Source organism: Thalassolituus maritimus (assembly GCF_900156675.1).
In the GTDB taxonomy this organism is placed as follows: domain Bacteria; phylum Pseudomonadota; class Gammaproteobacteria; order Pseudomonadales; family Oceanobacteraceae; genus Thalassolituus; species Thalassolituus maritimus.
Genome location: NZ_FTOH01000004.1, coordinates 126,218 through 149,111, shown reverse-complemented (window position 1 = coordinate 149,111; position 22,894 = coordinate 126,218). Strand labels below are relative to the sequence as shown.

At 51.7% G+C, this 22,894-nt stretch carries 20 protein-coding genes and 1 tRNA gene; 14 read left to right on the top strand and 7 right to left on the bottom strand.

Annotation, left to right across the window (positions count from 1 at the left end; translation table 11 throughout):
- Positions 1–401 precede the first annotated feature (401 nt).
- The 6 genes from BW941_RS07600 to flgA all read right to left on the bottom strand — a co-directional run bounded on the left by BW941_RS07600 (position 402) and on the right by flgA (position 4,266).
- The gene (locus tag BW941_RS07600; protein WP_076515001.1) at positions 402–1,370 is read right to left on the bottom strand and encodes an Abi family protein; all 969 of its coding nucleotides are present in this window, start codon (positions 1,368–1,370) and stop codon (positions 402–404) included.
- Positions 1,371–1,752: 382 nt separating this feature from the next.
- A tRNA-Arg gene (locus BW941_RS07595) sits at positions 1,753–1,828 on the bottom strand.
- Positions 1,829–1,888: 60 nt separating this feature from the next.
- Complete coding sequence (locus BW941_RS07590; protein ID WP_076515000.1) at positions 1,889–2,641, bottom strand: flagellar brake protein; 753 nt, start codon at positions 2,639–2,641, stop codon at positions 1,889–1,891.
- Between the two features lie 13 nt (positions 2,642–2,654).
- On the bottom strand, positions 2,655–3,125 hold the full coding sequence (gene flgN / locus BW941_RS07585) for a flagellar export chaperone FlgN (protein WP_084188754.1): 471 nt from the start codon (positions 3,123–3,125) through the stop codon (positions 2,655–2,657).
- 11 nt (positions 3,126–3,136) lie between these two features.
- A complete protein-coding gene (flgM, locus tag BW941_RS07580) occupies positions 3,137–3,466 on the bottom strand; it encodes a flagellar biosynthesis anti-sigma factor FlgM (protein WP_245820069.1) in 330 nt (109 codons plus the stop codon).
- Between the two features lie 77 nt (positions 3,467–3,543).
- On the bottom strand, positions 3,544–4,266 hold the full coding sequence (flgA, locus tag BW941_RS07575; protein WP_175607878.1) for a flagellar basal body P-ring formation chaperone FlgA: 723 nt from the start codon (positions 4,264–4,266) through the stop codon (positions 3,544–3,546).
- 76 nt (positions 4,267–4,342) lie between these two features.
- Here flgA and BW941_RS07570 point away from each other — a divergent pair, with 76 nt between their 5' ends.
- The 11 genes from BW941_RS07570 to BW941_RS07520 all read left to right on the top strand — a co-directional run bounded on the left by BW941_RS07570 (position 4,343) and on the right by BW941_RS07520 (position 15,992).
- A complete protein-coding gene (locus BW941_RS07570) occupies positions 4,343–5,266 on the top strand; it encodes a chemotaxis protein CheV (RefSeq protein ID WP_076514997.1) in 924 nt (307 codons plus the stop codon).
- A 5-nt stretch (positions 5,267–5,271) separates the two neighbouring features.
- On the top strand, positions 5,272–6,105 hold the full coding sequence (locus BW941_RS07565; protein ID WP_139325786.1) for a CheR family methyltransferase: 834 nt from the start codon (positions 5,272–5,274) through the stop codon (positions 6,103–6,105).
- Positions 6,106–6,277: 172 nt separating this feature from the next.
- Complete coding sequence (gene flgB / locus BW941_RS07560) at positions 6,278–6,679, top strand: flagellar basal body rod protein FlgB (RefSeq protein WP_076514996.1); 402 nt, start codon at positions 6,278–6,280, stop codon at positions 6,677–6,679.
- A gap of 2 nt (positions 6,680–6,681) precedes the next feature.
- Positions 6,682–7,131, top strand: coding sequence for a flagellar basal body rod protein FlgC (gene flgC / locus BW941_RS07555; protein ID WP_068441483.1), 450 nt, complete (start codon positions 6,682–6,684; stop codon positions 7,129–7,131).
- 11 nt (positions 7,132–7,142) lie between these two features.
- Positions 7,143–7,931 carry a flagellar hook assembly protein FlgD gene (locus tag BW941_RS07550; protein ID WP_084188750.1) on the top strand — a complete coding sequence of 263 codons (789 nt, stop codon included), beginning with the start codon at positions 7,143–7,145 and terminating at the stop codon, positions 7,929–7,931.
- Positions 7,932–7,952: 21 nt separating this feature from the next.
- Positions 7,953–11,582 carry a flagellar hook-basal body complex protein gene (locus BW941_RS07545; protein WP_076514995.1) on the top strand — a complete coding sequence of 1,210 codons (3,630 nt, stop codon included), beginning with the start codon at positions 7,953–7,955 and terminating at the stop codon, positions 11,580–11,582.
- A gap of 640 nt (positions 11,583–12,222) precedes the next feature.
- A complete protein-coding gene (locus BW941_RS07540; RefSeq protein ID WP_076514994.1) occupies positions 12,223–12,969 on the top strand; it encodes a flagellar basal body rod protein FlgF in 747 nt (248 codons plus the stop codon).
- Positions 12,970–12,981: 12 nt separating this feature from the next.
- On the top strand, positions 12,982–13,767 hold the full coding sequence (gene flgG / locus BW941_RS07535) for a flagellar basal-body rod protein FlgG (RefSeq protein WP_068438825.1): 786 nt from the start codon (positions 12,982–12,984) through the stop codon (positions 13,765–13,767).
- Positions 13,768–13,779: 12 nt separating this feature from the next.
- Positions 13,780–14,475, top strand: coding sequence for a flagellar basal body L-ring protein FlgH (gene flgH / locus BW941_RS07530; protein ID WP_076514993.1), 696 nt, complete (start codon positions 13,780–13,782; stop codon positions 14,473–14,475).
- Between the two features lie 129 nt (positions 14,476–14,604).
- Positions 14,605–15,705 carry a flagellar basal body P-ring protein FlgI gene (locus tag BW941_RS07525; RefSeq protein ID WP_076514992.1) on the top strand — a complete coding sequence of 367 codons (1,101 nt, stop codon included), beginning with the start codon at positions 14,605–14,607 and terminating at the stop codon, positions 15,703–15,705.
- The gene (locus tag BW941_RS07520; protein WP_076514991.1) at positions 15,702–15,992 is read left to right on the top strand and encodes a hypothetical protein; all 291 of its coding nucleotides are present in this window, start codon (positions 15,702–15,704) and stop codon (positions 15,990–15,992) included. The genes BW941_RS07525 and BW941_RS07520 overlap by 4 nt, the downstream gene beginning before the upstream one ends.
- Before the next feature lie 376 nt (positions 15,993–16,368).
- On the opposite strand, the gene BW941_RS07510 is transcribed toward BW941_RS07520, so the two are convergent.
- Complete coding sequence (locus BW941_RS07510; protein ID WP_076514989.1) at positions 16,369–16,809, bottom strand: REP-associated tyrosine transposase; 441 nt, start codon at positions 16,807–16,809, stop codon at positions 16,369–16,371.
- Positions 16,810–17,496: 687 nt separating this feature from the next.
- Here BW941_RS07510 and flgJ point away from each other — a divergent pair.
- From flgJ to flgL, 3 genes are read left to right on the top strand one after another with little or no spacing between them, the layout of a single operon-like run.
- On the top strand, positions 17,497–18,519 hold the full coding sequence (flgJ, locus tag BW941_RS07505) for a flagellar assembly peptidoglycan hydrolase FlgJ (RefSeq protein WP_076514988.1): 1,023 nt from the start codon (positions 17,497–17,499) through the stop codon (positions 18,517–18,519).
- Positions 18,512–21,487, top strand: a complete 2,976-nt coding sequence (flgK, locus tag BW941_RS07500; RefSeq protein WP_076514987.1) for a flagellar hook-associated protein FlgK — start codon at positions 18,512–18,514, stop codon at positions 21,485–21,487. Before flgJ ends, flgK begins: the two co-directional genes overlap by 8 nt.
- Positions 21,488–21,502: 15 nt before the next feature.
- A complete protein-coding gene (gene flgL / locus BW941_RS07495) occupies positions 21,503–22,741 on the top strand; it encodes a flagellar hook-associated protein FlgL (RefSeq protein ID WP_076514986.1) in 1,239 nt (412 codons plus the stop codon).
- Positions 22,742–22,894 lie beyond the last annotated feature (153 nt).

Here is a 22,894-nt window from a genome sequence, read left to right as displayed (position 1 = left end):
GGATGAGTGCCTTAAAGTCCCTGAACCTGACGTTCCTGAACACGGAGCTTATCGTATATTTAGCGTCATCGGCGAGGTGTGAGAGGTGAAACAGTGATATTCAGAAATGACCTCCCCATAGGAGGCCGATTTAAATCTTCAACCTATTGAAAAGTAACGATATTTAAGTAACTTATATAATCAGTTACCCCGGTAGTTACCCCGGCCTATCCGTTGATAGGAGGTCGATATGACACTACCGGTCATGTAGAAGTTACTAAAAAGTAGTAAGAACTAGTAATTCTATCTTGACGTGACCGGCTCATCGACTTAGAGTTCTCTGTAACACGGCCCCCGCCTCTTTGCTCTTACTTCGGTAGGATGTCATACGCGGGGGTTTTTTATTGCCTGAAGAAAACCTACTACCATGTATGCCAGCAGTTCGGAGCCCCCATAGCTTCGATACTAATACTGTAATCGGAAGCAACGGTAGGGAACTCGTTCAGGTGTTCTCTCATGCGATTGTGCCATTCGCTTGACGGATTCAGTTGCAGGACCATATGACGGCATATAGCGACTAACAGAAACGGCCGTGACTTAAGTTCAGCGTCAGTGAGTCCGCTTGATCTCAATTGGTCCAGCCAGGGTAGTGCTCCTGGGGCAGGTAGGGAAGGCTGGTCGATGATATTGCGATTCCAAAGGCGGCTGTGATGGGCACAGATATTTCGTAAATAGTTTAGAGAGCGCATCCAGCTTTGGAAGGCTTCCCAATCAGGTACTCCGTATTTTCGAGCAATCTGAGTCTGATGTTTTACTTTCATCATGGCAAATAGCTGCGATAAGGCACCAAAGTCCCAAGTCTCTACGGCAACCCAGATAGGTAAGTCTGGACCATGGTTCGTTTTGTAATGTTCGACAAAGTCTTCTTTGGAGCGTGCTTCAACGTAAGTACGTTTCTGATTCCAGGCGTTGAATGCTGTTGGCTTGCCACTACCCTTGGTCTTATTGGCGAATGATTTGTGCAATTTGTCTTGTTTGGTGTGTGCAAAGGTATCTAGTCTGCCTAATAGGTGGGCAATATCTACCCTTAATGCAATTTCAATGCGCTCCAGAGCATCCAGTAGGAGCAGCCTGAGCTTCTTATCAAAGAGATAAAGTTGTACCGAATCTTTCAGCTCAGTATTGGGAATGAAATCATCTGTGACACCTGAGACACGCCCCTCGGCATCAAACTTCTTTTGTCTGAATGGATACCAGTATGCACTCAGCCGGTAATAACCAAACTGCTCTAGTGCCTTGAGAGCAGCGGAGTCGTCCGTGACTACTAGCCCTCTCGATTTGAGGTGCTCTAGTTGATCTTTGAAGCTAAGCCATGGGCGGGTATAGGTCATCGTTTATCCGTCAATCTAACCAGTTGTCGTGCTATGGTACAACAGCGAACAGCTTTTTCAGCCGAAGCTCACTGAGCCTGACGAAAGTTCAGCTTGTACTCGTCCGCATCTGGTACGGCCTCAAGATAACTAATCTCCAGACGTTGCGTATACTCCCGAACTTCCTGTTTCTGCTCTTCCGGCATGTTTGCTCCGCATATTGCTGAGAGAATGCACTCAGGCGACACCTGCAATGTGCAGAGAACTTCTGGCTTAGAGGTATCGTTCGATACTCGTCGCAACGGCGCTGAGCCAGACGGCGATGTTCTGTATCACTACGGGGCGTTTAAAGATAAGTTTGCCATTTTGTGATTCCATTCTTAATAGCAATCGGGGCAAAAGATGGCCTCCCCATAGGGACTCGAACCCCAATCGTCCGCTTAGGAGGCGGAAGCTCTATCCTGTTGAGCTATAGGGAGGAAGGTTGGGGATTCTAACGGTTGGTGTCGTGATTGTCAGCCCCGGTTGGGGCTGAGCATTCAGATGTTATCTAATTCGTTTTTCTGTTGTTCTTTCAGGCGACGTTCTTCCCACTGAAACTCCGTGATCAGTCGGTCAATGAAGCGCTGGCCTTGAGGTGAGATCGTGGTAAAGGAGAAGCCACATTGTGTATTGCCGTTGTCACTCAGCTGAATATGGCGGGCTTCCAGGCTGCAATCCATCGAGTTGTCGCGGTTAAAGCGAACCCGAGCCATAGGGATGTCCTTGTGGTTGTGCAGTGTTTCAGTGATGTCGCCCTTGAATTTGGCCTTAAAACCACTCGAAGACAGATCTACCAGGCGCCCTGTGAGTCCATCGCTGTCTTCATCATCGTCTTCGAAGCGCAGTGTTACTAAGATCTGGTGTGCAGGTGGCACCATGACACGGTAGGCGGTGCGACGCTGCAGGTAGAGAACTTCTTCGGGAAATTCGGCGCGATACTGCTCCTGATCCGGCTGATAGCGCAGGCGACCCGTCATTCGGAATTCAATGCGCACCCCCTGGGTGTCGCACTCCACTGAAAATCGCTTACCGCTCCTGATCAGGTCGTTGCCTTGCATCGGGATAACCCGGTCCATAAAGAAGCTGCGGGACTTGAAGCTGGTTTCGGTAATTGCCGATTTGTATTCGGTGTCGTCGCCATCTATACGTAGGGTCACAGGGGTTTCCAGAAGCACAACCTTGCGCAGAGCGCCGTATACGTCTTCTGGGGTGTTCAGCAGAAATTCCTGATTGATACTTGCCTCTGGCATGTCTGACGATCCACTACGCTTCGATACTATTAAGTCCCGGATTCGCTCCGGCAGTTTTTCCATATTCATTATATAAGTGTGGATCATTCTGTCGGGCATGCAAGATACGAAGCTTCTGTTCGGCGCGGAATCGCAACGCCAGAACCATTTCGCTCAGGCGCTCAGAGATTTGCCGGTTGGCTTCATACTGAGCGGCAAGCTGCTGCCACAATGGGTGAATTTCGGAGTTATTCTGGACAGCCTCGTGTTGCAGGCACTCTGCACTCAGAGGTAGCTGGTGGTCTTTCATCCACTGTAAGCGGGTACCCGCCTGCTGTTTCAGGAGAGCTACCTGTTTCTCTTTGGCAGGGTTCAGAGTGTCCAGTTCAGACGTACGGTGGTGGCTCACGGCCTCCAGTTCCTGCTCCAGCAGGGTGAAGAGCTGCCGGCTGGCGTCGAGCTCGGATGACATCAGCCGGGCAAGGGGAGAGGTATCTAAAAGCATACCTGAGGACCTCAGAAGTTGAATCGGTCCTCAAAATCAAGCATTTTCCCTGCCAGTCTGTCGTAATCGATTTTGTATTCACCGTTATCAATGGCGCTACGGATGCGCTCAACGGTAGCGTCGTCGACGTCCTTCATCTCTTTAATCTCAGCTTCTATCTGCTGAATGCTTTTACTGCTCGCGCTAAGCTTGACCTGATCGGTCAGCGGCGCGGATTCCCTGGCTTTGCCTTCAGCATTCGTTTCTGGGGCCTTAACGGGTTCAGTACGACTACGATTCGTGTCGACACTGTTGCCGTTAGTGAATTTACTGATGTTCATCATCATTTCTCCGAGCTTCATTCAGATGTACCTCTTCATTGTAGTTAACGGCAGCAGATTTCATTACTTTAGGAAAAAGTGTCAGTTTTTTTGAAAACTTACTGGACCTGTACTAAGCCATCGCCGATGACTTCCGCAAACAGGGTGGTTCCTGACTGCGTATTCCTGACCCGTATCTGTTCACCCAGGTGACCACGGGCCAGGGCTTCCCCCTTAATCTCGACCTGAATTCCCGGCCTGACCAGCCTGATTTTGAGCAGTTGCCCGCGTTGAACAAGGTCGGGTAAGTCGACCATGTCAGGTGTGACAGGTGTTCCTTGTCGCAGAGTTCGTTTGCTCAGCATTCCGCTGACGGCGTCTATATTACTGAAATACCCTTTGTGCAGATCAGAGGTGTCAAGGCGACTGATTCTGAGTTGACCTGCATTGATAACAGTATCCCGGCGTATGTCGGCATCAGCTGTGACGACATCTGCAAAAACCTTAAGTTCAACCGCGAACGACTGGCGCCAGAAGGGCGCTGCACAGCTGACCTCAACACCGTTGCGCCCCGGTTGCAGGTGACGGACAACATTCACCTCCAGCGACGCGTTGCAGTCAGGCAACTCATATCCCGGTGTTATAGAGGGATACTCAAACTCAGATACACTGGCGTCTCCCCCCAGCGCAATCCAGCGATTCTTCAGTTCAGCGGTGACATCATCCAGAGAGCTTCCGGCCTGAGCAGCGGTCGACAAAGACCAGATGAAAAAACCAAATAAAACGCCTGCGCTTCTCCGGTTCTCTACTATGCTCAATGAAGCTAACGAAAATGATGTCATGATTCCGGCACTTTTATTACTCATACCTCAGGTTGAGCAAAGGTCGTGCCGGAATTGATCTGAAAGAGAGGCACACATGGCTGGTGTTCTTGAGTCCGTAAACCAACGTACCAAGCTGGTCGGCGAAAACCGTCTTGAGCTGCTGCTTTTCCGCGTCCGCGGTAAACAGTTGTACGGCATTAACGTATTCAAAGTAAAAGAGATCATACAGTGTCCGCGACTGACGTCCCTGCCTGGCAGCAATCGTGTTGTCCGTGGGGTTGTTCACATCCGCTCAGGAACCACACCGATTCTCGATATGAGCCTGGCAACGGGTGGTCCTCCGCTGGAGGAAGTGAATGGTGCGTTCGTGATTATTACTGAGTACAACGGCGCGACTCAGGGCTTCCTGGTGGCTTCGGTCGATAAAATCATCAACATGAACTGGGAACATATTCACCCACCACCCAAGGGCACAGGCCGTGAACACTACCTCACTGCTGTCACCGAAGTTGAGAATCATATCGTCGAGATCATCGACGTAGAGAAGATTCTTGCTGAAGTATCGCCGGTGAAAGAGGACATCAGTGAAGGCATCGTCAGTGACGACGTCCGTACTGAGGCCGGTAAAAAGAAAGTTCTGATCGTGGATGATTCCAAGATTGCGCGTAAGCAGATTACCCGTTGTCTGGAGAACATTGGCGTTGAGGTGGTGGCACTCGAAGACGGCAAACAAGCCTGGGAGCACCTGAAAGGAATCGTGGAAGAGGGTGATCGACCGCAGGACCGTTACATGATGTTGGTATCCGATATTGAGATGCCAGAGATGGATGGCTACACGCTGACCACTCACATTCGAAGTAACGATGCGATGCAGGGATTTTATGTAGTACTGCACTCATCACTGAGTGGTGTATTTAACCAGGCAATGGTTGAAAAAGTGGGTGCTAATGACTTTATTGCAAAGTTTGACCCCGACGTACTGGCCGACAATATTGTGAGCCGAATTAACCACGGTTGAAAGTGATGACGCATAACAAGAAGGAAGTCGTGTTGACTGGTTCGGAGTACAACCAGTTTCGCGATTACCTTGAAGGGCTTTCCGGCATACTGCTGGGGGATGGAAAAGAATACCTGGTCGCAAGCCGTTTGCGAAAGCTCATGGCCGACCGGGAATTACCTAACCTGACAGAACTGATGTACTGCATGGAGCGTGACCGTCAGTTCAAAAATAACGTCATTGATGCCATGACGACCAACGAAACACTCTGGCTGCGTGACAGCCACCCGTTTGAAATTCTCCGCAACCGCGTGTTCCCTGCGCTCGCTGAACAATCATCGCCCATACGTATCTGGTCTTCGGCCTGTTCAACAGGGCAGGAACCTTACTCCATTAAACTGACTGAACTGGAATTCCGGCGAACGAGTTCGAAACGCCTGCCTGCTGTGTCAGTGTTGGCTACCGATTTATCAGAAAGTGCTTTGAGCGCCGCCAAAGAAGGGACGTACCCATGGATGGCGATACGGCGTGGTATGCCAGAAGACCAGCTGGCGAAGTACTTTGAAAAAACCGGAGACGATGCCTGGCACGTCGGCAAAGAACTGCGTCAGGGCGTGGAGTTCAGAAACTTTAACCTGAACGACAGCTACTCGCGTCTCGGCACCTTCGATATTATCTTCTGCCGCAACGTACTGATTTATTTCAGCGCCGAACGCAAGCGCGACATCCTATTGAAAATGCACGGTGCTCTGAAGCCGGGTGGCTACCTGATCCTCGGTGCTTCAGAAGCCTTGAGTGGGATGCCGGATCACTATGAAATGGTCAGTTGTAACCCCGGTATCCTCTACCGGAAAAAGTAATCGTTTTAGCCTTTGCCGCTGGTAGGTAAGGGCTTGCCGTTCCCCTCTTCGAAACTCTCCTTTAAATGCCCGATATTTTTATAACTCATTGAAAAATAAGTAAAAAATAAATTGGCCCAGCTCTTGCTGTATCTCTGCAGACGAACACATATGGCAAACAGGCAGGTACAGAATGGGCGCAATCAACTTTACCAACGCACTCGGAATCCACGACAACGCAATGCAGCTTCGTGCGCAACGCGCTGAAGTACTGGCAAACAACCTTGCCAATGCAGACACCCCAGGATTCAAAGCGCGTGATTTTGATTTTAAAGCCATTCTCGAAGCAGAAACTCACAGCAATACCTCATTCGGTATGGCAGCGACGCATTCTGCTCACCTGAGCGGCACCAGCGGCTTTGCCGACGACGAACTGAAGTATCGCAATCCTCTGCAGCCATCCATCGACGGCAACACGGTCGACGCCCAGACCGAACAAGCTTTGTTTGCCCGTAACAGCATGGACTACAACGCCAGCTTCGAATTTCTGAGCGGTAAGTTCAAAGGCATGCGTAACGCGATCCGGGGAGAATAATTATGTCACTGACCAGCGTACTTAACATTGCCGGAAGCGGTATGACTGCCCAGTCAGTCCGACTGAATACCACCGCCAGTAACATTGCCAACGCCGACAGCGCTTCAAGCTCCGTGGATGAAACCTACCGTGCACGCAAGCCCTGGTTCTCCGTGCTCGAAAGCGAAGTGAATTCAAAAAGCCGGGATGTGAACGGTTTTATGGATACCGATGCGGCGATGGGTGCTGGCGTGAAAATCGACGGCATCGTCGAAAAAGATTCACCGCTGCAGGCACGTTTCCAGCCGGATCATCCAATGGCGAATGACGACGGCTACGTGTACTACCCGAACGTGAACATCGTTGAAGAAATGACCGACATGATGTCTTCATCGCGCAGCTATCAAATGAACGTTGAAGTTCTTAAAACCGCGAAGCAGATGCTGCAACGCACACTCACACTTGGCCAGTAAGGGGGCGATAAATGGCGATTAACGAAGTAAATAACAACGCCGCCGTACTGGATCAGTACCGTACGCCGACGCAGACCGAAGCCAAAGACAATGAGTTGGGCCGCAATGCCTTCCTCGAGCTCATGGTCGCGCAGCTGAATAACCAGAACCCACTGGAGCCGACAGATAACCAGGCGTTCGTTGCTCAGCTGGCTCAGTTCTCATCGGTTGAAGGGATCGACAACCTGAACGAAACCGCAGAAAGCATGGCGGCACAGTTTACCTCCAATGCCGCTTTACAGGCGTCAAGTCTCGTCGGTCAGAGTGTGATTGTTGATGGTAATACCACAGGCCTGCTCACGAACGGCGGTGTGGTCAGCGGCTTCACTGAGGTACCTGCGGCGACAGGCGACATGATGCTGACCATCGAAAACAAAAATGGCCAGACTCTGGAGCAGATATCACTCGGTTCTCATGACGCCGGTGCCATGTCTGTGCGCTGGGATGGCTATAACCTGATGGTCGATGGTGACATCGTCAACCTCGACCGCAGCAAGATGAATCTTGACCAGTACTTCCGCGATGAAAATGGCGAAATCGTACTGGACGATAACGGAGATCCGATTGAAAACGTCTACCCACCGGGTCAGTACGTTTTCAAACTCAGCGGCACGATTGCCGGTGAGAGTGAACAACTGGATATGCAGATGAGTTCACGTGTCGACAGCGTCACCATGAGTGCGGGTGGCGAAGTGACCCTGAACTTAACCGGTGGCGAACGCGCCAACCTTGATCAGATTAAACAGATTCTTGACGCCTGATCCGGCGAGAGGAGTACAAATATGGCTTTTAATATTGGTTTAAGTGGTATCCGTGCAGCCTCTACGGATCTGGAAGTCACAGGTAACAATGTGGCGAACGCCAGTACCGTTGGCTTTAAAGAATCCCGTGCAGAATTTGCCGATGTCTACACCAGTACCTTGCTTGGTACCGGTCTGAAGCCGGTCGGTAGTGGTGTACTGGTTGATAACGTCCGTCAGGAATTTTCGCAGGGTAACATCAGTGGAACTGAAAATGCCCTCGACCTTGCTATCGACGGAAACGGTTTCTTCGTACTGGATGACCGTGGCAGTGTGTCTTACACCCGATCAGGGATATTCTCGCTCGACAAAAACGGATTTGTCGTGGCGAACAACGGCTCACGCCTGCAGGGTTATGAAGCCAACGAAAACGGCGTGGTCAGCGGTGTGCTGGGCGACATCAATATTCAGATTGCTAACCAGCCGCCACGCTTGACGACTCTCGCCACCGCCATCGTAAACCTGGACGCCGGTGAGCAGGTTCTGCAGGAGCAGGGTCTGCAGATCACCACCAACGGTTTGTCTGTTGGTGCGGCAGACGCGGGCATTCTTGAATCCACCAAAACCGTACTGGACTCAGCGGGTCAGCCAACGGATGCAGGCATTCCTGCACAGGTATTGTTCCCGAATACAGTCGCGGCAGTCGCGGCGGCGGGCTACGGTACTGAGTCGATGGACTTTGATATCGGTGACGGTAATGGCAGTCAGACCATTACCTTGGCCGGTGTTGCCGCAGGTGCCACCGTTCAGGAAGTGCTTAACGACATACAATCCGCATTGGATGCAACCTTTGGCTCACAGCAACTGCGCGCGGTAGAGGACCCATCTACAGGGAACTTAATCATCGAGCGTGCAGGTTTTAACGCGACGAATGGTACGTCATTCTCAATCACAACAACTCCGGGTTGGGATGGTGTCTTTGGTGTCGCCGGTGCGGTATCTGCTGGGGTCGCTGGGCAGCAATTGTTTGTGGGCGCCAGCCCAGTGACCGCTGATTTCCGGTCTATTCCTGGCACACAAACCACCACACGGACAACAGCAACACCGCCTCTTAATATCGTCTCCAGTGACCCGGGCCAGTTCGCCGTACTGACCGCCAACAACACCTACAGCGCATTGGATCTCGAAGACAAAGTCGCGCCAGCCGTTGATAACGTACTGGCGTTCCGGATTGCTACTGAATCCGGCGCTCTCTATCCGATCAACCTGAGTGAAGCGGCCTGGGTCGGTGCAGCACCGGTCAGCTACGCCAACGTCACCACCACTGAAATTGTTGCTGAAATTAACGCTCAGATTACCGCCACCGCGGGTGCCGGTAACGAAGAAGTACTGGCAGTGAATAACGGTGGCCGCATTGAATTTCAGGTGCAGGCACCAGGCGCGCGTGGTGACTTTGTTCAGATCGCCGATAACTCAGTCAGCTCTGTGAACTACGATCTGATTAACCTCGGCTTCCTCAGCAATAACCGCCTTGATTCGGGTGTTGAGCCTGTATTGGCAAACAATGAATTCAATCTCGAAGTCACCAGTACCAGCGGCAACGCAGGTGGCCCGTTCACCATTACGATACCGCCTGCTAACTACGCCAACCTCGAAGCACTGGCCGTAGCGATTCAGCAGCAAATCGATATTTACATCGGTGCAGGCGGCCTTGCTGGTAAAGTGAACGTCGATGCCGTTGGTGGCCAACTGGTATTTACCAATACACAGGTGGGTGCGGGTGAAGGCGTGTCCTTAACTCCAACCGTTGCAGAGCCCCAGGCTCTGGGTGAGCTGGGCTTTGACAGCATGTTCATTGTTACCGGCCAGGATGAAGTGGATCGCACCAACAGCTTCCGTATTAACCTTACCGTGCCAGCACCAGACAGTGAAAACCGCAGTGGCTCCATTGTAGTGTCACTGGATGAAGAATACCGCTCAGTACAACAGCTGGCGGCAAGCATTAACCGCCAGCTGAACAGTCAGGATGCAGACAACTATATTGGCGTGCAGGCATCCGCTATCGAGGTAGAACCGAAAACAGTGCCACCCCAGTACAAACTGCAGCTGGCCGCCGTAGAAGCCGGTGAAGCTTCGATCATCTCAATCACCAACATTACCGCAGGTGGCCAGGATGTCTCTGAGTCTGATCTCTACGGTATTCTTCAGGTTAACCCAGACGACGGCACTCTACTGACCACAGGCATCGAAGGTGTCACTAACGAGTACCCAGAGCAACGTGTCACTCTGATTGATCCTGATGGTGAAGAGACCGAAATCGTGATTCCTGAGCACGCGGAAGCCAACGAAATCGTCTCCCTGTTTAACCAACAGCCGGGTGTCACCGCCTCTGCAGAAACAGTAATGACGATCCCATTATCGGGCTACAACACCCCGGGGAATGACATGTCACTGACCCTGAACGGTCAGGTGCTTGAATCGACCAGTCTCGAAGAGCTGGCCGACGAAATAAACGCCTATCGTGCAACGACATTGCCGGGTTTCCGCGCTCAGTTAAACGATACCGGTGACCTCGTTATCACCAACGAAATCGGTCGGGATATTAAAGTCTCGATTGATAGCCCAGTCGTGACTGACTCTCTCGTCGTGCAGGGCGCAGAAGGCACGGGGCCGGTTGTACTTGGCGGTACCTCTGCCGCTGATGTCGCGGCCGCCGTAGGTGGTACCGTTAGCTTCATCCTTAATGAAAACTACGTGATGCGTGATCCGCAGCCCGTCGTATCAGGGATCTTCGGTGCGTTGACCGACGACGAATACTCGGACTTCACCCTGAACTCATTTGATCCGGATAACCAGGAAACGTACAACCACGCGACCTCAACCACGATATACGACAGCTTGGGTAACTCCCACGTAATGACCCAATACTTCGTCAAAGAGCCACTGGACCCAACACGTCCGAACGAGCAAAACGTCTGGGCTATGTACGTACTGGTGGATGGTAACGATGTGGGCGACCCTGACCCGTCACTGCCATTCCCGGAAAACCTCGATCCGACACGTTCACGTTTTGAACTCTTCTTCAACCAGGACGGAACACTGGACGAAGTCGCGACCGGCGATATCTACATCACCAACTGGGACCCAGTCGATGAGAATGGCGACGCAACAGGTGCACTGACATCAACAAACGTACTGGAAGGTGGCTTGCCCCTGAGCGATCCACCAACCAACTCAAACTTCCAGATCAGTCTTAATGGTTCGACCCAGTTTGGTAGCGAGTTCTCGGTGAACGAAGTAAACCAGAACGGCTATGCAACAGGTCGACTGACCGGTCTCGAAGTGGATGAAGAAGGTATCATCTTCGCCCGATTCACCAACGGTCAGGCACAGACACTGGGGCAGGTGGCCATGGCCAACTTCCGTAACCCGGAAGGCCTGACACCAGTCGGCGACACGGGCTGGGCTGAGTCTTTTGAATCAGGTATTCCGACCATTGGCTCACCGCGAACGGCTTCGTTTGGCCAGATACGGTCATCTGCATTAGAAGACTCAAACGTCGATCTGTCAGAAGAGCTGGTGGGCCTGATCATCGCCCAGCGTAACTTCCAGGCGAGCGCGAAGACCATTGAAACCACCGACCAGATAACGCAGACGATTCTGAATATCTAATGAGGGTTAGTCATGTGGGAGCGAATCAGCCGGAGGCTATTCGCGATAAACCCAATCGCTATTAGCCAGGCAAGCTGGCTGAATAGCTCCCACAAAGAGCGAATCAGCTTTTTACTCTGTGGGAGCGAATCAGCCATAACACTGTGGAAGCAGATTAGCAGTAACACTGTGGGATCAGATCAGCCATAACACTGTGGGATCAAATCAGCCATAACACTGTGGAAGCAGATTAGCAGTAACACTGTGGGATCAGGTCAGCAGTAATACTGCGGGATCAGATCAGCAGTAATACTGTGGGATCAGATCAGCAGTAATACTGTGGGATCAGATCAGCAGTAACACTGTGGAAGCAGATCAGCCATAACACTGTGGAAGCAGATCAGCAGTAACACTGTGGGAGCGAATCAGCCGGAGGCTATTCGCGATAAACCCAATCGCTATTAGCCAGGCAAGCTGGCTGAATAGCTCCCACGGTTTTGCCACCCTGGCAACCGCTTGCCGTTTCCACACCCAACCACCGGCATATCGACACTCAAAATCCGCCCGGGTTTTATCTAACTAGTTGATTTTAAATAATAAATCAGAGTTGGCACAGCCTTCGCAATACTTCTCACAACTGAACTATTGAAAGGCAACCACTATGGACCGCGCACTCTACATCGCCATGTCCGGGGCCAAACAGAACACCTACGGGCAAACCGCACACGCCAACAACCTGGCCAATGTTGCGACCACAGGTTTCCGCTCTGATTACACCCAAAGCCGGGCGCAAGGCGTGTTCGGCGAACACTTCCCATCGCGTGCTTACGCCATGACCGAACGTCCCGCCAGCGATATGAGCATGGGCTCACTGGTCGAGACAGGTCGCAACATGGACCTCGCGATTGAAGGGAAAGGCTGGTTTGCGGTCGTTGGCCCTGATGGCCAGGAAGCCTATACCCGCGCCGGAGACCTCAGTGTTGATCCTCTGGGCCGACTGGTGAATGGCAGTGGTCGTCAGCTCATTGGTGACGGCGGCCCTGTGGTATTACCCGAATTTGAAAAAATCGATATCTCAAAAGCCGGCATTATCACCATCCAGCCTTTCGGTGAAGTACCAGCGGGCGTTGCCGAACCGGTGCAGCTCAAGCTCGTTAATCCAGACCCTGAAACATTAGAAAAAGGCGAAGACGGTTTATTCCGCTTTCGTGAAGAGGGCACCCCACCGGCTCAGCCAGACCTTAATGTCAGCGTTGTTGGTGGCTTTACTGAAAGCAGTAACGTCAATGCCGTCACCGAACTTACCAGCCTGATTCAGCTGAACCGTCAGTATGAAATGCAGGTGAAAATGATGAAACGTGTCGACGAGCTGGCAGCCGCCACGACACAGATCATGTCGAATCAATAAGGAGTCAGCACTATGATGAACGCACTCTGGGTCAGTAAGACCGGGCTCGAAGCACAAGACCTCGCGCTGACCACCGTATCAAACAACCTCGCTAACGTAGCGACCACCGGCTTCAAAAAAGACCGTCCGGTATTCGAAGACCTGATCTACCAGATTCAGCGTCAGCCGGGTGCCAACAGCTCAGCCGACAGTCGCCTGCCATCCGGCCTGCAACTCGGTACCGGTGTACGTACCGCAGGTACACAGAAAGTATTCACAACAGGCTCGCTCGAAATCACGGATCAGCCGCTGGATATCGCGGTTAATGGTCGCGGTTTTTTCCAGATTCAGATGCCTGACGGCAACATCGGCTATACGCGTGACGGTACCTTCCACATCAATAACGAAGGCACCGTAGTGAACGTCAACGGCTACCCGTTAGAGCCACAGATTGTTATCCCTGAGCAGACCAACAACCTCACCATCAGTGAAGACGGTATTGTCCAGGCGACCATGTTCGGTGACCCGAATCCGCAGCAGCTAGGCCAGATTGAGACGGTCGACTTTATTAACCCAGCAGGCCTTCAGGCAGCCGGTGGAAACCTCTTTCTGGAAACCGCAGCCAGTGGTGCTCCTCAAGGTGGAGTTCCGGGTGAAGATGGTTTTGGTCGGGTAGTGCAGGGCGCACTCGAAAACTCCAACGTCGAAGTGGTTGAAGAGCTGGTGAAAATGATCACCGTTCAGCGCGCCTACGAAATGAACTCAAAAGTCGTGTCAGCAGCCGATCAGATGCTGCAGTTCCTGACACAGAACACCTGATGGAGGTGTGATATGAAACGCCTGTTAGTTAACGCATTAATCGCACTTACAAGCACCGCTTTGCTGAGCGCATGCAGCAGCATTCAACAAGAGCGCGACGTGTTCCCGGATGATCCGGCCTACGCGCCGGTATCGGCACAAAGCCTTGAAGCACCGCCGACCAATGACGGTTCACTGTTTCAACCCAGATACAGTGTAGGGCTATACACCGACCAGCAAGCTAACCGGATCGGCGACATCATTACCGTGATATTCGACGAAGAATACCAATCGTCGAAATCCGCAGAAACCGTGGCTGATAAATCATCGAACAACAACATGGCAGTACCATCATTAATGGGAACAGTACCAGGCTGGAAAAACCTGACCATGGATTCAGAAACCACCAACGACCGCCAGTTCTCGGGCAAAGGTGAGGCTGACCGCTCAAACAGCCTGACAGGTCAGATCAGTGTGACGGTCTCAGATATACTGCCCAATGGCGTGCTACAGATACGCGGTGAGAAATGGCTGACCCTGAGCGAAGGCGACGAATATATCCGCATTATGGGGCTGGTGCGTCCACAAGACATCACACCAGAAAACACCATAGCCTCAAGCAAAGTCGCAGATGCACGCATCTCATTCGGTGGCCGAGGCAACCTCAACAACAGCACCAAGCAAGGTTGGGCTGACCGCATCTTTATGTCACCGCTCTGGCCGTTTTGATTCAATATTTTGTAGGAGCGCTTCAGCCAGCTAGTCTGGCTATGCGCGATCACCAATTGGCACACCCTTCGCATTATTCCTCAAATACGACCCAAACCCTGCAATCAGACACGTAATGCGGATGAAACGATGAAAAACTGGCGTCAATTACTCGTCATAATGCTGGTCAGCACGATTCCAGCTCTGGCCCACGCGGAGCGAATCAAAGACATCACCAGCATATCAGGCGTGCGTTCAAACCAACTGATCGGTTACGGGCTGGTGGTTGGTCTCGACGGGACGGGCGATAAAGCCCCGTTTACTACACAGACCTTCCGCAACATGATGAACGAATTCGGGATCACCTTACCGCAAGGCACCGACCCGAAACTGAAAAACGTCGCCGCGGTATCCGTTACCGCTGAACTGCCGCCGTTCTCCAAACCCGGCCAGCGGGTCGACGTTACCGTATCGTCACTGGGCAATGCCAAAAGCCTGCGCGGCGGCTCACTGTTATTTACCCCATTAAAAGGCGCTGATGGCGGCATCTACGCGGTTGCTCAGGGTAACCTCGTCGTCGGTGGCTTTGGTGCCGAAGGCAACGACGGCTCAAGTATTACCGTCAACGTCCCCAGTGTTGGCCGTATCCCCAACGGCGCAACGGTAGAACAAGCCGTACCGAGCAGCTTCGGTCGTGGCGACAGCCTGATCTTCAACCTCGATCAGCCTGACTTCACTACAGCACGCTCAATGACCGAGAAAATCAACGAACTACTGGGGCCCGGCACCGCCGAAGCACTCGACGCTACCAGTATCCGGGTCAGTGCTCCGCGAGACACAAGTCAGCGCGTTGCATACCTGTCGGTGATCGAAAATCTTGAAATAGAAACCGGCACCGAGCGCGCGAAAATTATTATTAATTCCCGTACCGGCACCATAGTGATGGGGCAAAAAGTACAGATAGAACCGGTGGCCGTGACGCACGGTAGTCTAACCGTTACCATCACCGAAGACTTCGAAGTGGCACAACCCAACGCGCTGGCCGAAGGTGAGACCGTCGTGGTTCCGCAAACTAACATCAACATCGATGATGGCGGCGATAGCCGCATGTTTAAGTTCGGCCCTGGCGTCACGCTCGACGACATCGTCAAAGCCGTAAATGAAATTGGCGCCGCCCCCGGAGACCTCATGGCAATACTCGAAGCCATGAAACAAGCCGGTGCCCTCAAAGCAGAATTAATCGTCATATGAATAACGACCTATTTAGCCAGGTAAAAAACCTCTCGCTCGAACTTCGCTCACTGATACGTCAGGGGGTAAAAGAAGGCGTCGAAGAACGCATCCAGAAACGAAACGAACTGATGCGTGAGTGGTTTTCTCAAGTCAGTGACCTTATCGACCTGACCAACGAACAGCAAGTGTTTCTTGAAGATCTGTTGAAAGAAGAGCAGGAATTGCTTGAGCAATTAAAAGCTGAGCAGAAGCAAGTGGGCACACAACAGCAAGGCCAGAAGAACGTCAAAAAGTATTTGATGTGAAGTTGCTGGGTTTTGTAGGAGGAGGCGCTTCATCTAATCTTGCCGGAGCAAACCAACTCTTCTTACCCGTGGGAGCGAATCAGCTTTTTTACCCCCTGTGGGAGAGAATCAGCTTTTTATCATGTGGGAGCAAATCAGATTTTTTACCCCCTGTGGGAGCGAATCAGCTTTTTTATCCCCTGTGGGAGCGAATCAGCCGAAGGCTATTCGCGATAAACCCCATCGCTATTAGTCAGGCAAGCTGGTTGAATAGCTCCTACATGGAAAATGACCACCGTGTCGTGAAAGTGAGTCGCTTCATCTAACCTTGTGGGAGCGAATCAGCTTTTTTACCCCCTGTGGGAGCGAATCAGCCGAAGGCTATTCGCGATACTGCTCAAACCCAGACACTATTCCAGAATGGATAATCTTTTACACTTTTGACTAACCCAGCTCTAAGAGGATTGGCAACAATATATCTCGCAGCAGGAAGTAATTCTGATTCTTTCCTTATCGCTCTGTCATGAAACCCTTTTGCCCAAAGCTTATCATTGATTAGCAGCTGCCTTTTTGCCCCTGCTTTTAGCCTTCGAATATAGTTAGAGATAGTGTCTGAATTGCCAAGTTGCATCAGAATATGAACATGGTCAGGCATGACTACCCAGCATAGAGCCTTGCTTTGCTTGAGTATCGTTTCGGACTCTATACATTGGCTCAGGCACTTGGCATTCTCCCATTTCTGGAAGTGCTTTACGCGCATGTGGGTAGTGAAGGTAAGAAGATATACCTGGTTATCTATAGATTGCCTGCCAAGCCTTAACTGGCTGTATCCATGCATGACGTAATCATCCTTGATTAGCGATATTTGAGGTTAACTGACTGGTGGTGCTCAAGCAAACTCCTAATCGCGAATAGCCTCCGGCTGATTCGCTCCCACAGGGTTAGGAGAACTTCTCACAGGGCAAGGTAAGTTGGTTCGCTCCCACAGGGTTAGGGGAGCTTCCCACAGGGTAAATTGGTTCGCTATCACTTTCGTTGTTTGATGATTTTCTCTTTGTGGGAGCTATTCAGCCAGCTTGCCTGGCTAATAGCGATGGGGGTATCGCGAATAGCCTCCGGCTGATTCGCTCCCACAGGGTTAGGAGAACTTCTCACAGGGCAAGGAGAACTTCTCACAGGGCAAGGTAAGTTGGTTCGCTATCACTTTCGTTGTTTGATGATTTTCTCTTTGTGGGAGCTATTCAGCCAGCTTGCCTGGCTAATAGCGATGGGGTTTATCGCGAATAGCCTCCGGCTGATTCGCTCCCACAGGGTTAGGAGAACTTCTCACAGGGCAAGATAAGTTGGTTCGCTCCCACAGGGTTAAGGGAGCTTCCCACAGGGTAAGGTAAGTTGGTTCGCTCCCACGGGGTTAGGAGAACTTCTCACAGGGCCAGGTAAGATGATTCGCTCCCATAGGGTTAGATGAAGCGACTCCCCCAACCTTGGCCCACCTTTTGCAATTTCCTCTGTAGAGGTGCATTGCATGATTCAGAATTCACACAACGCGGCAAACGTATTTACTGATATTAACGGGCTTCAGGGCATCCGTGCGCTGGGTAAATCCGACCAGGATGCCGCGTTGAAAGAGGTCGCAAAACAGTTCGAATCTATGTTCGTCAGTATGATGCTGAAGTCCATGCGTGACGCCTCAGATGTCTTTTCTGAAGACTCTCTTTTCAGCTCTCCGGAAGCTGATTTTTACCAGAATATGTACGACGATCAGATGGCTGTATCCCTCACGGAAGGCGAGGGCACGGGCCTTGCCGAGGTTATTCACCGTCAGTTGATGTCGCAATACGGCATGAACCTAGATGCCACGGGTAAGGTCGATCAGAGTCAGATTTTCGACCGTCGTTTTACCGGTATTTCGCAAACCATCAAGCGCGTTGAAGAAGAGCTTGATAAGCTTCCTGAGCGTCCAGTACCTGTCGATGAATCCACTTCTGAAGACGAACAATCAGCCACCACTGGCTCCGGTACCAAGGGGCAAAGCTTTGCCTCTCCGGCAGAGTTCGTTGCCGCTGTTTATCCTTACGCTGAACGCGTCGGTGCTGATCTGGGTGTTGATCCAAAAGCAATTGTTGCTCAGGCGGCGCTTGAAACAGGGTGGGGTAAATACACCATCAAAGGTGAAGATGGTCGCCCATCAAACAATCTGTTTGGTATTAAAGCCGACAGTCGTTGGAGCGGTGACGTCGTCAGTATTCAAACGCACGAATACCGCCAGGGCGTAAAAGTTAACGAGCAGGCAGACTTCCGCTCGTACGCATCACTTGAAGACGGCCTTCAGGATTACGCGAACTTCCTGCGTGACTCAACACGCTACCAGAGTGCCATTAACGAGCAATCCAGTGGCGAGACATACGGCCATGCGTTGCAGCAGGGTGGCTATGCTACTGACCCCAACTACGGCAATAAAGTAGAGCGCATTTACAACGGCGATCTTCTCAACAATACGCTGAATAGAATGCTGAACGCCACTACGCTGGAGAACCAGGATGGGTAATATTCTTGATATTGGTATTTCCGGTCTTCGCGCCCAGCAAACTGCGCTGACGATTACGGGTAACAACATCACCAACGCGGGCACTGAAGGCTACTCGCGGCAGGAGGTCAGTTTTAGCGAAAACAACCCACAGTTCAGAAACGGTATCTGGGTGGGTTCGGGCGTGAACGTTGACTCAGTACGACGTGTTTACGACCAGTTTTTAACGGAACAGCTGCGCCGCGATACATCGACATTTAATGAATTTAATGCGCTTGCAGTCAATGCAGGGCAAATTAATAGCCTGCTGGCGGACAGCGGCACCGGTGTGCAGCCGGGTCTTGAGAATATGTTCGCTGCTTTGCAGGCCACCGTCGATGACCCGTCATCTCTGCCTGCTCGTGAAGTATTGATCAGCGAAGCCAATGGCCTTGTTGATCGCTTCAGTGCCATCAGTGATCGCCTGTTCGAGCAGAACGATATTATCAACGGCCAGATGGAAGTGATTGCTGGCGAGATTACCACCATCGCAGAATCCATTGCCGAACTGAATGAGCAGATTCAGTTTGCCTCGGCCTCAGCCCAGGGGCGCGAGCCAAGCGAGCTTCTCGACCAGCGCGACCGCCTGTTAAAAGAGCTGTCTGAATATGTAGAAGTAAATATCGTTGAGCAGGACGACAGTGTCTTCAACGTTTTTATCGGCAACGGTCAGGCGTTGGTGGTGGGTAACGAATTTAACGAAGTATTTACCGACGTAGGCGCGAAAGATCCTTCACGCGTGGACATCTACTTCCGCAAAGGTAATGCGGTCCAGAACGTCACGCGCGAAATTACTGGCGGACAACTCGGCGGCATCCTCGACTTCCGTGATCAGGTACTTGATCCAAGCCTCAATCAGCTCGGCCGTTTAGGGTTGGTTATCGCTCAAACCATGAACGATCAACACAAACTAGGCGTCGATTACGATGGAATAAAAGGTGAAAACTTCTTCACCGACATTAATGAGCCAGCGAAAACCTACCAGCGTGTGCTGGGCGACCGTAATAATGCAGATCCGGATGATCGGGTGATTGCCGTCGAAATCAAAGACGCTACCCAGTTAACCACGAGTGACTATGAAATTCGTTTCGTCGGCCCGGACGATTATACCTATCGTGTTTTCCGTAACGATACCGGTGAGTTATTACAGACTAACGCCCTGAGCGGCGCATTTCCTGACTCCATTGAAATTGACGGAATGGAAATTCGTTTTGAAGCAGGCACGTTTCAGCAGAATGATCGCTTCCTTATTTCACCGACGCGTCGTGAATCTCAGAATCTGGATATGAACATTACCCGTGCTGAGCAGGTCGCACTGGCGTCTGCGATCAGCACAGATACCGCGATTGGTAACCGAGGTAATGCAACCATCGACCAAGGCACAGTATACGATCTTGGTACGTCGTATTTTTCAGAAGAAGGCGAAATGACGCCACCGCTTCTGATTCGTTTCACATCGCCGACCACTTACGACGTGCTGGATAATACCGACCCAGGAAACCCGATTCCGTTGTTTCCGCCATTGATGAATCAGACCTTCACGCCGGGTATCAGTAACAGCATATTGCCAGAAGACGAAGGCAAAACCGCGTTCACAAGCTTCGGCGGCGTGTTGCCTGTTTCACCGACCTACCAACAGAACGGCACCAGCGTAGACTCAGTGAATGGCTTCTTCCCTGAGCGTATTGATATCGGTTTTACTAACCCGAACAACGGTTTAACTGCTAACCAGCGCACACTGATTACGCCGCTGAATGCCACTGCCCGTGAAATTGCAGAATCACTCAGCAAGCGCGACGGTGTAGAGGCATCTGCTCGTACCACGGTTGAGATTACCGACCTTGAAACCGATAGCGTTGATTTTCTCGATACCGAATTTACTTTAAATGGTGTCGTACTGACGCAAACCCTGGGGCCAAACCAGAATCAATACGATGCGAATTACCCGGCCGAAGTCCCCGATCCGATCACACTGAACTTTCTGGCCGATCGTATTAATGCCAACTACGAACTGCAGGATGCAGGCATCGTCGCCCGAAGTGACGGCGGCAAACTGACCATCATTGATTTAAATGGCGATGATCTCGACTTCGAACTGCGCGGGGACGCCGGCGACAGCTTCCGCATAGGCAACGGCATTGATATCCCGTTAACAGCTACTGCCATGGAAACCGAAGACCCGCTGAGTAAATACGAAGGTTACGACTTCTCAGAAGGTGGCCCCTACATTTACGAATTCAGTGATCCTTCTCAGGGCACAATTTCATTCGAAATGACCGGCACGTTTGCAACCGGTGACGACCTTCTCGATGGATTCCGCCAGGCGATTGAAAACTCAGGCTACGTGTTCTCAGGTAACGTCGACGTTGATATCAGCGAAAAAGGGCAGGTTACTTTTCAGCCTCGCCTCGAAGTCAGCGGTGCAGGCACGGTCGGCAGTAATAAAGTATCGATTGGTGGTCAGGTCAAAGTCATCGTCGATGAACACTACGACCTGAATATCGAACCGCCAGGCAATAACCTCTTCCCGACAGACCCAGTCGGTGAGCCTGTTGCCTTCGGTTTCCATGTAAATATCGACGGCATTGCTGAAGTCGGCGACGAATTCACCGTCGATTTTAACAGCGATGGCACTTCTGACAGCCGTAACGGCGTAGAAATGGCTGCATTGCAAAGCACCAAAACAGTAAAAGGTCAGAGTAGCTATACAGATTCTTATGCGCGTCTGGTCGAGGTTGTTGGCTCAGTCACGAGCAGAGCGCAGATCAATCGTGACTCATCTGAAGTGCTGCTGCGTAACTCGCAGACCGCTGTAGATGCAACGTCCGGCGTCAACCTCGATGAAGAAGCCGCCGCACTGATTAAATACGAACTGGCCTATAACGCCAGTGCCCAGGTCATTCAGGTGGCCCGGGATATTTTCGACACCCTGATCAGCACCTTCCGATAGGGTGAGGAGTAAATTATGAGAATTGCAACGCTCCAGTCATTTAACCTCGGCCTCAATGCCATCCTCGATGCGCAGGCGTCTGTGAATAAAACACAGCAACAGGTCTCCAGTGGCCGCCGGGTATTAACCCCCGCCGATGACCCGATTGCATCGACAAAAATCCTGCAATTGCAGCAGGATCTCGCACAGCGCGACCAATACGACCGCAACATGACGGCCGCAGATAACCGCCTGAAACTCGAAGAATCCTCGCTTGAATCCATTACCGAAGCGTTAACGCGTTTGCAGGAACTCACCGTCAATGCCGGTTCGGGTACGCTCACCATTACTGACCGACAGGCGATTTCTGCAGAAATCGGCCAGCTCGAAGACCAGCTCGCTGCGCTCTTTAATACCAAAGATCCAAACGGTGAATTTATTTTTGGTGGCTTTAAAGGCGCGACGCAACCGTTTCAACAGAAAGACAATGGTCGCTACGAATACCAGGGGGATGAAGGACAGCGCTATCTGGCGATTGGTGACACAACGCGCGTTGCGACAGGCGACAACGGCAAAAAACTGTTCGTTGATGTCCGCGCCGCCAAAAACACCTTCACATCCTCGGTCAACCCGCTGAACACAGGCACGACTCAGGTAAACGCCGGGTTTGTCGTTGATGAAGAAGCCTACGGTGAATTCTACCCCGATGACCTGATCGTCACCTTTAATCCAGAGGCTGCTATTGATCCGCCGGGGCCGAACTACACCATACGCCGCGTATCGGATGGTCGTGTTGTTGATGGCATTGCTGATCGCGCCTACTCAAAAGGCGCAGAAATCGTTGCCGCAGGCATCAGCATAAAGATCTCCGGTGACCCGAAGCCAGGCGATGAAGTGCTGGCAAAATCCAGCCCGAAACAAAGCATCACAGATACCGTCTTTCGCTTACGACAGGGCCTCGATACCCTGCAAGACAACCCGACCGACTCAGCGACCCTCGACATCCTGATCGAAGATACCCTGACCAACCTCGCCAACGCCCAGACGTCCGTATCTGAAGTGCGTAGCCAGCTGGGTGCGCGCTTAAACGTAGTCGAAAATGCACGGAACCTGAGTGACGACGTGCGGCTTGTTAGCCAGGAAGTGCTGTCAGAATTGTCGGATGTCGATTTTGCCGAAGCCGTTAGCCGGTTGAGCTTGCAGACATTCCTGCTGGAAGCCGCGCAACAGAGTTACACCACCATCAGCCGATTGTCGTTGTTCAACCAGTTGTAAGTGGAAGATGCGGGAGGGATCAGGATTTTACCCTGTGGGAGTGAATCAGGGTTTTCCCCTGTGGGAGTGAATCAGAAGTTTTCCCCTGTGGGAGCGAATCAGCCGGAGGCTATTCGCGATAATCCAATCGCTATTAGCCAGGCAAGCTGGCTG

Coding starts and splice junctions, on each gene's coding strand:
- flgK (WP_076514987.1), top strand. CDS start 18,512: ATGGGTAATATTCTTGATATTGGTATTTCCGGTCTTCGCGCCCAGCAA.
- BW941_RS07565 (WP_139325786.1), top strand. CDS start 5,272: ATGACGCATAACAAGAAGGAAGTCGTGTTGACTGGTTCGGAGTACAAC.
- flgM (WP_245820069.1), bottom strand. CDS start 3,466: ATGAAGCTCGGAGAAATGATGATGAACATCAGTAAATTCACTAACGGC.
- BW941_RS07590 (WP_076515000.1), bottom strand. CDS start 2,641: ATGCCAGAGGCAAGTATCAATCAGGAATTTCTGCTGAACACCCCAGAA.
- BW941_RS07545 (WP_076514995.1), top strand. CDS start 7,953: ATGGCTTTTAATATTGGTTTAAGTGGTATCCGTGCAGCCTCTACGGAT.
- flgA (WP_175607878.1), bottom strand. CDS start 4,266: ATGACATCATTTTCGTTAGCTTCATTGAGCATAGTAGAGAACCGGAGA.
- flgN (WP_084188754.1), bottom strand. CDS start 3,125: ATGCTTTTAGATACCTCTCCCCTTGCCCGGCTGATGTCATCCGAGCTC.
- flgB (WP_076514996.1), top strand. CDS start 6,278: ATGGGCGCAATCAACTTTACCAACGCACTCGGAATCCACGACAACGCA.
- flgG (WP_068438825.1), top strand. CDS start 12,982: ATGATGAACGCACTCTGGGTCAGTAAGACCGGGCTCGAAGCACAAGAC.
- BW941_RS07550 (WP_084188750.1), top strand. CDS start 7,143: ATGGCGATTAACGAAGTAAATAACAACGCCGCCGTACTGGATCAGTAC.
- flgC (WP_068441483.1), top strand. CDS start 6,682: ATGTCACTGACCAGCGTACTTAACATTGCCGGAAGCGGTATGACTGCC.
- flgJ (WP_076514988.1), top strand. CDS start 17,497: ATGATTCAGAATTCACACAACGCGGCAAACGTATTTACTGATATTAAC.
- BW941_RS07510 (WP_076514989.1), bottom strand. CDS start 16,809: ATGCATGGATACAGCCAGTTAAGGCTTGGCAGGCAATCTATAGATAAC.
- BW941_RS07540 (WP_076514994.1), top strand. CDS start 12,223: ATGGACCGCGCACTCTACATCGCCATGTCCGGGGCCAAACAGAACACC.
- BW941_RS07525 (WP_076514992.1), top strand. CDS start 14,605: ATGAAAAACTGGCGTCAATTACTCGTCATAATGCTGGTCAGCACGATT.
- BW941_RS07520 (WP_076514991.1), top strand. CDS start 15,702: ATGAATAACGACCTATTTAGCCAGGTAAAAAACCTCTCGCTCGAACTT.
- flgL (WP_076514986.1), top strand. CDS start 21,503: ATGAGAATTGCAACGCTCCAGTCATTTAACCTCGGCCTCAATGCCATC.
- BW941_RS07570 (WP_076514997.1), top strand. CDS start 4,343: ATGGCTGGTGTTCTTGAGTCCGTAAACCAACGTACCAAGCTGGTCGGC.
- BW941_RS07600 (WP_076515001.1), bottom strand. CDS start 1,370: ATGACCTATACCCGCCCATGGCTTAGCTTCAAAGATCAACTAGAGCAC.
- flgH (WP_076514993.1), top strand. CDS start 13,780: ATGAAACGCCTGTTAGTTAACGCATTAATCGCACTTACAAGCACCGCT.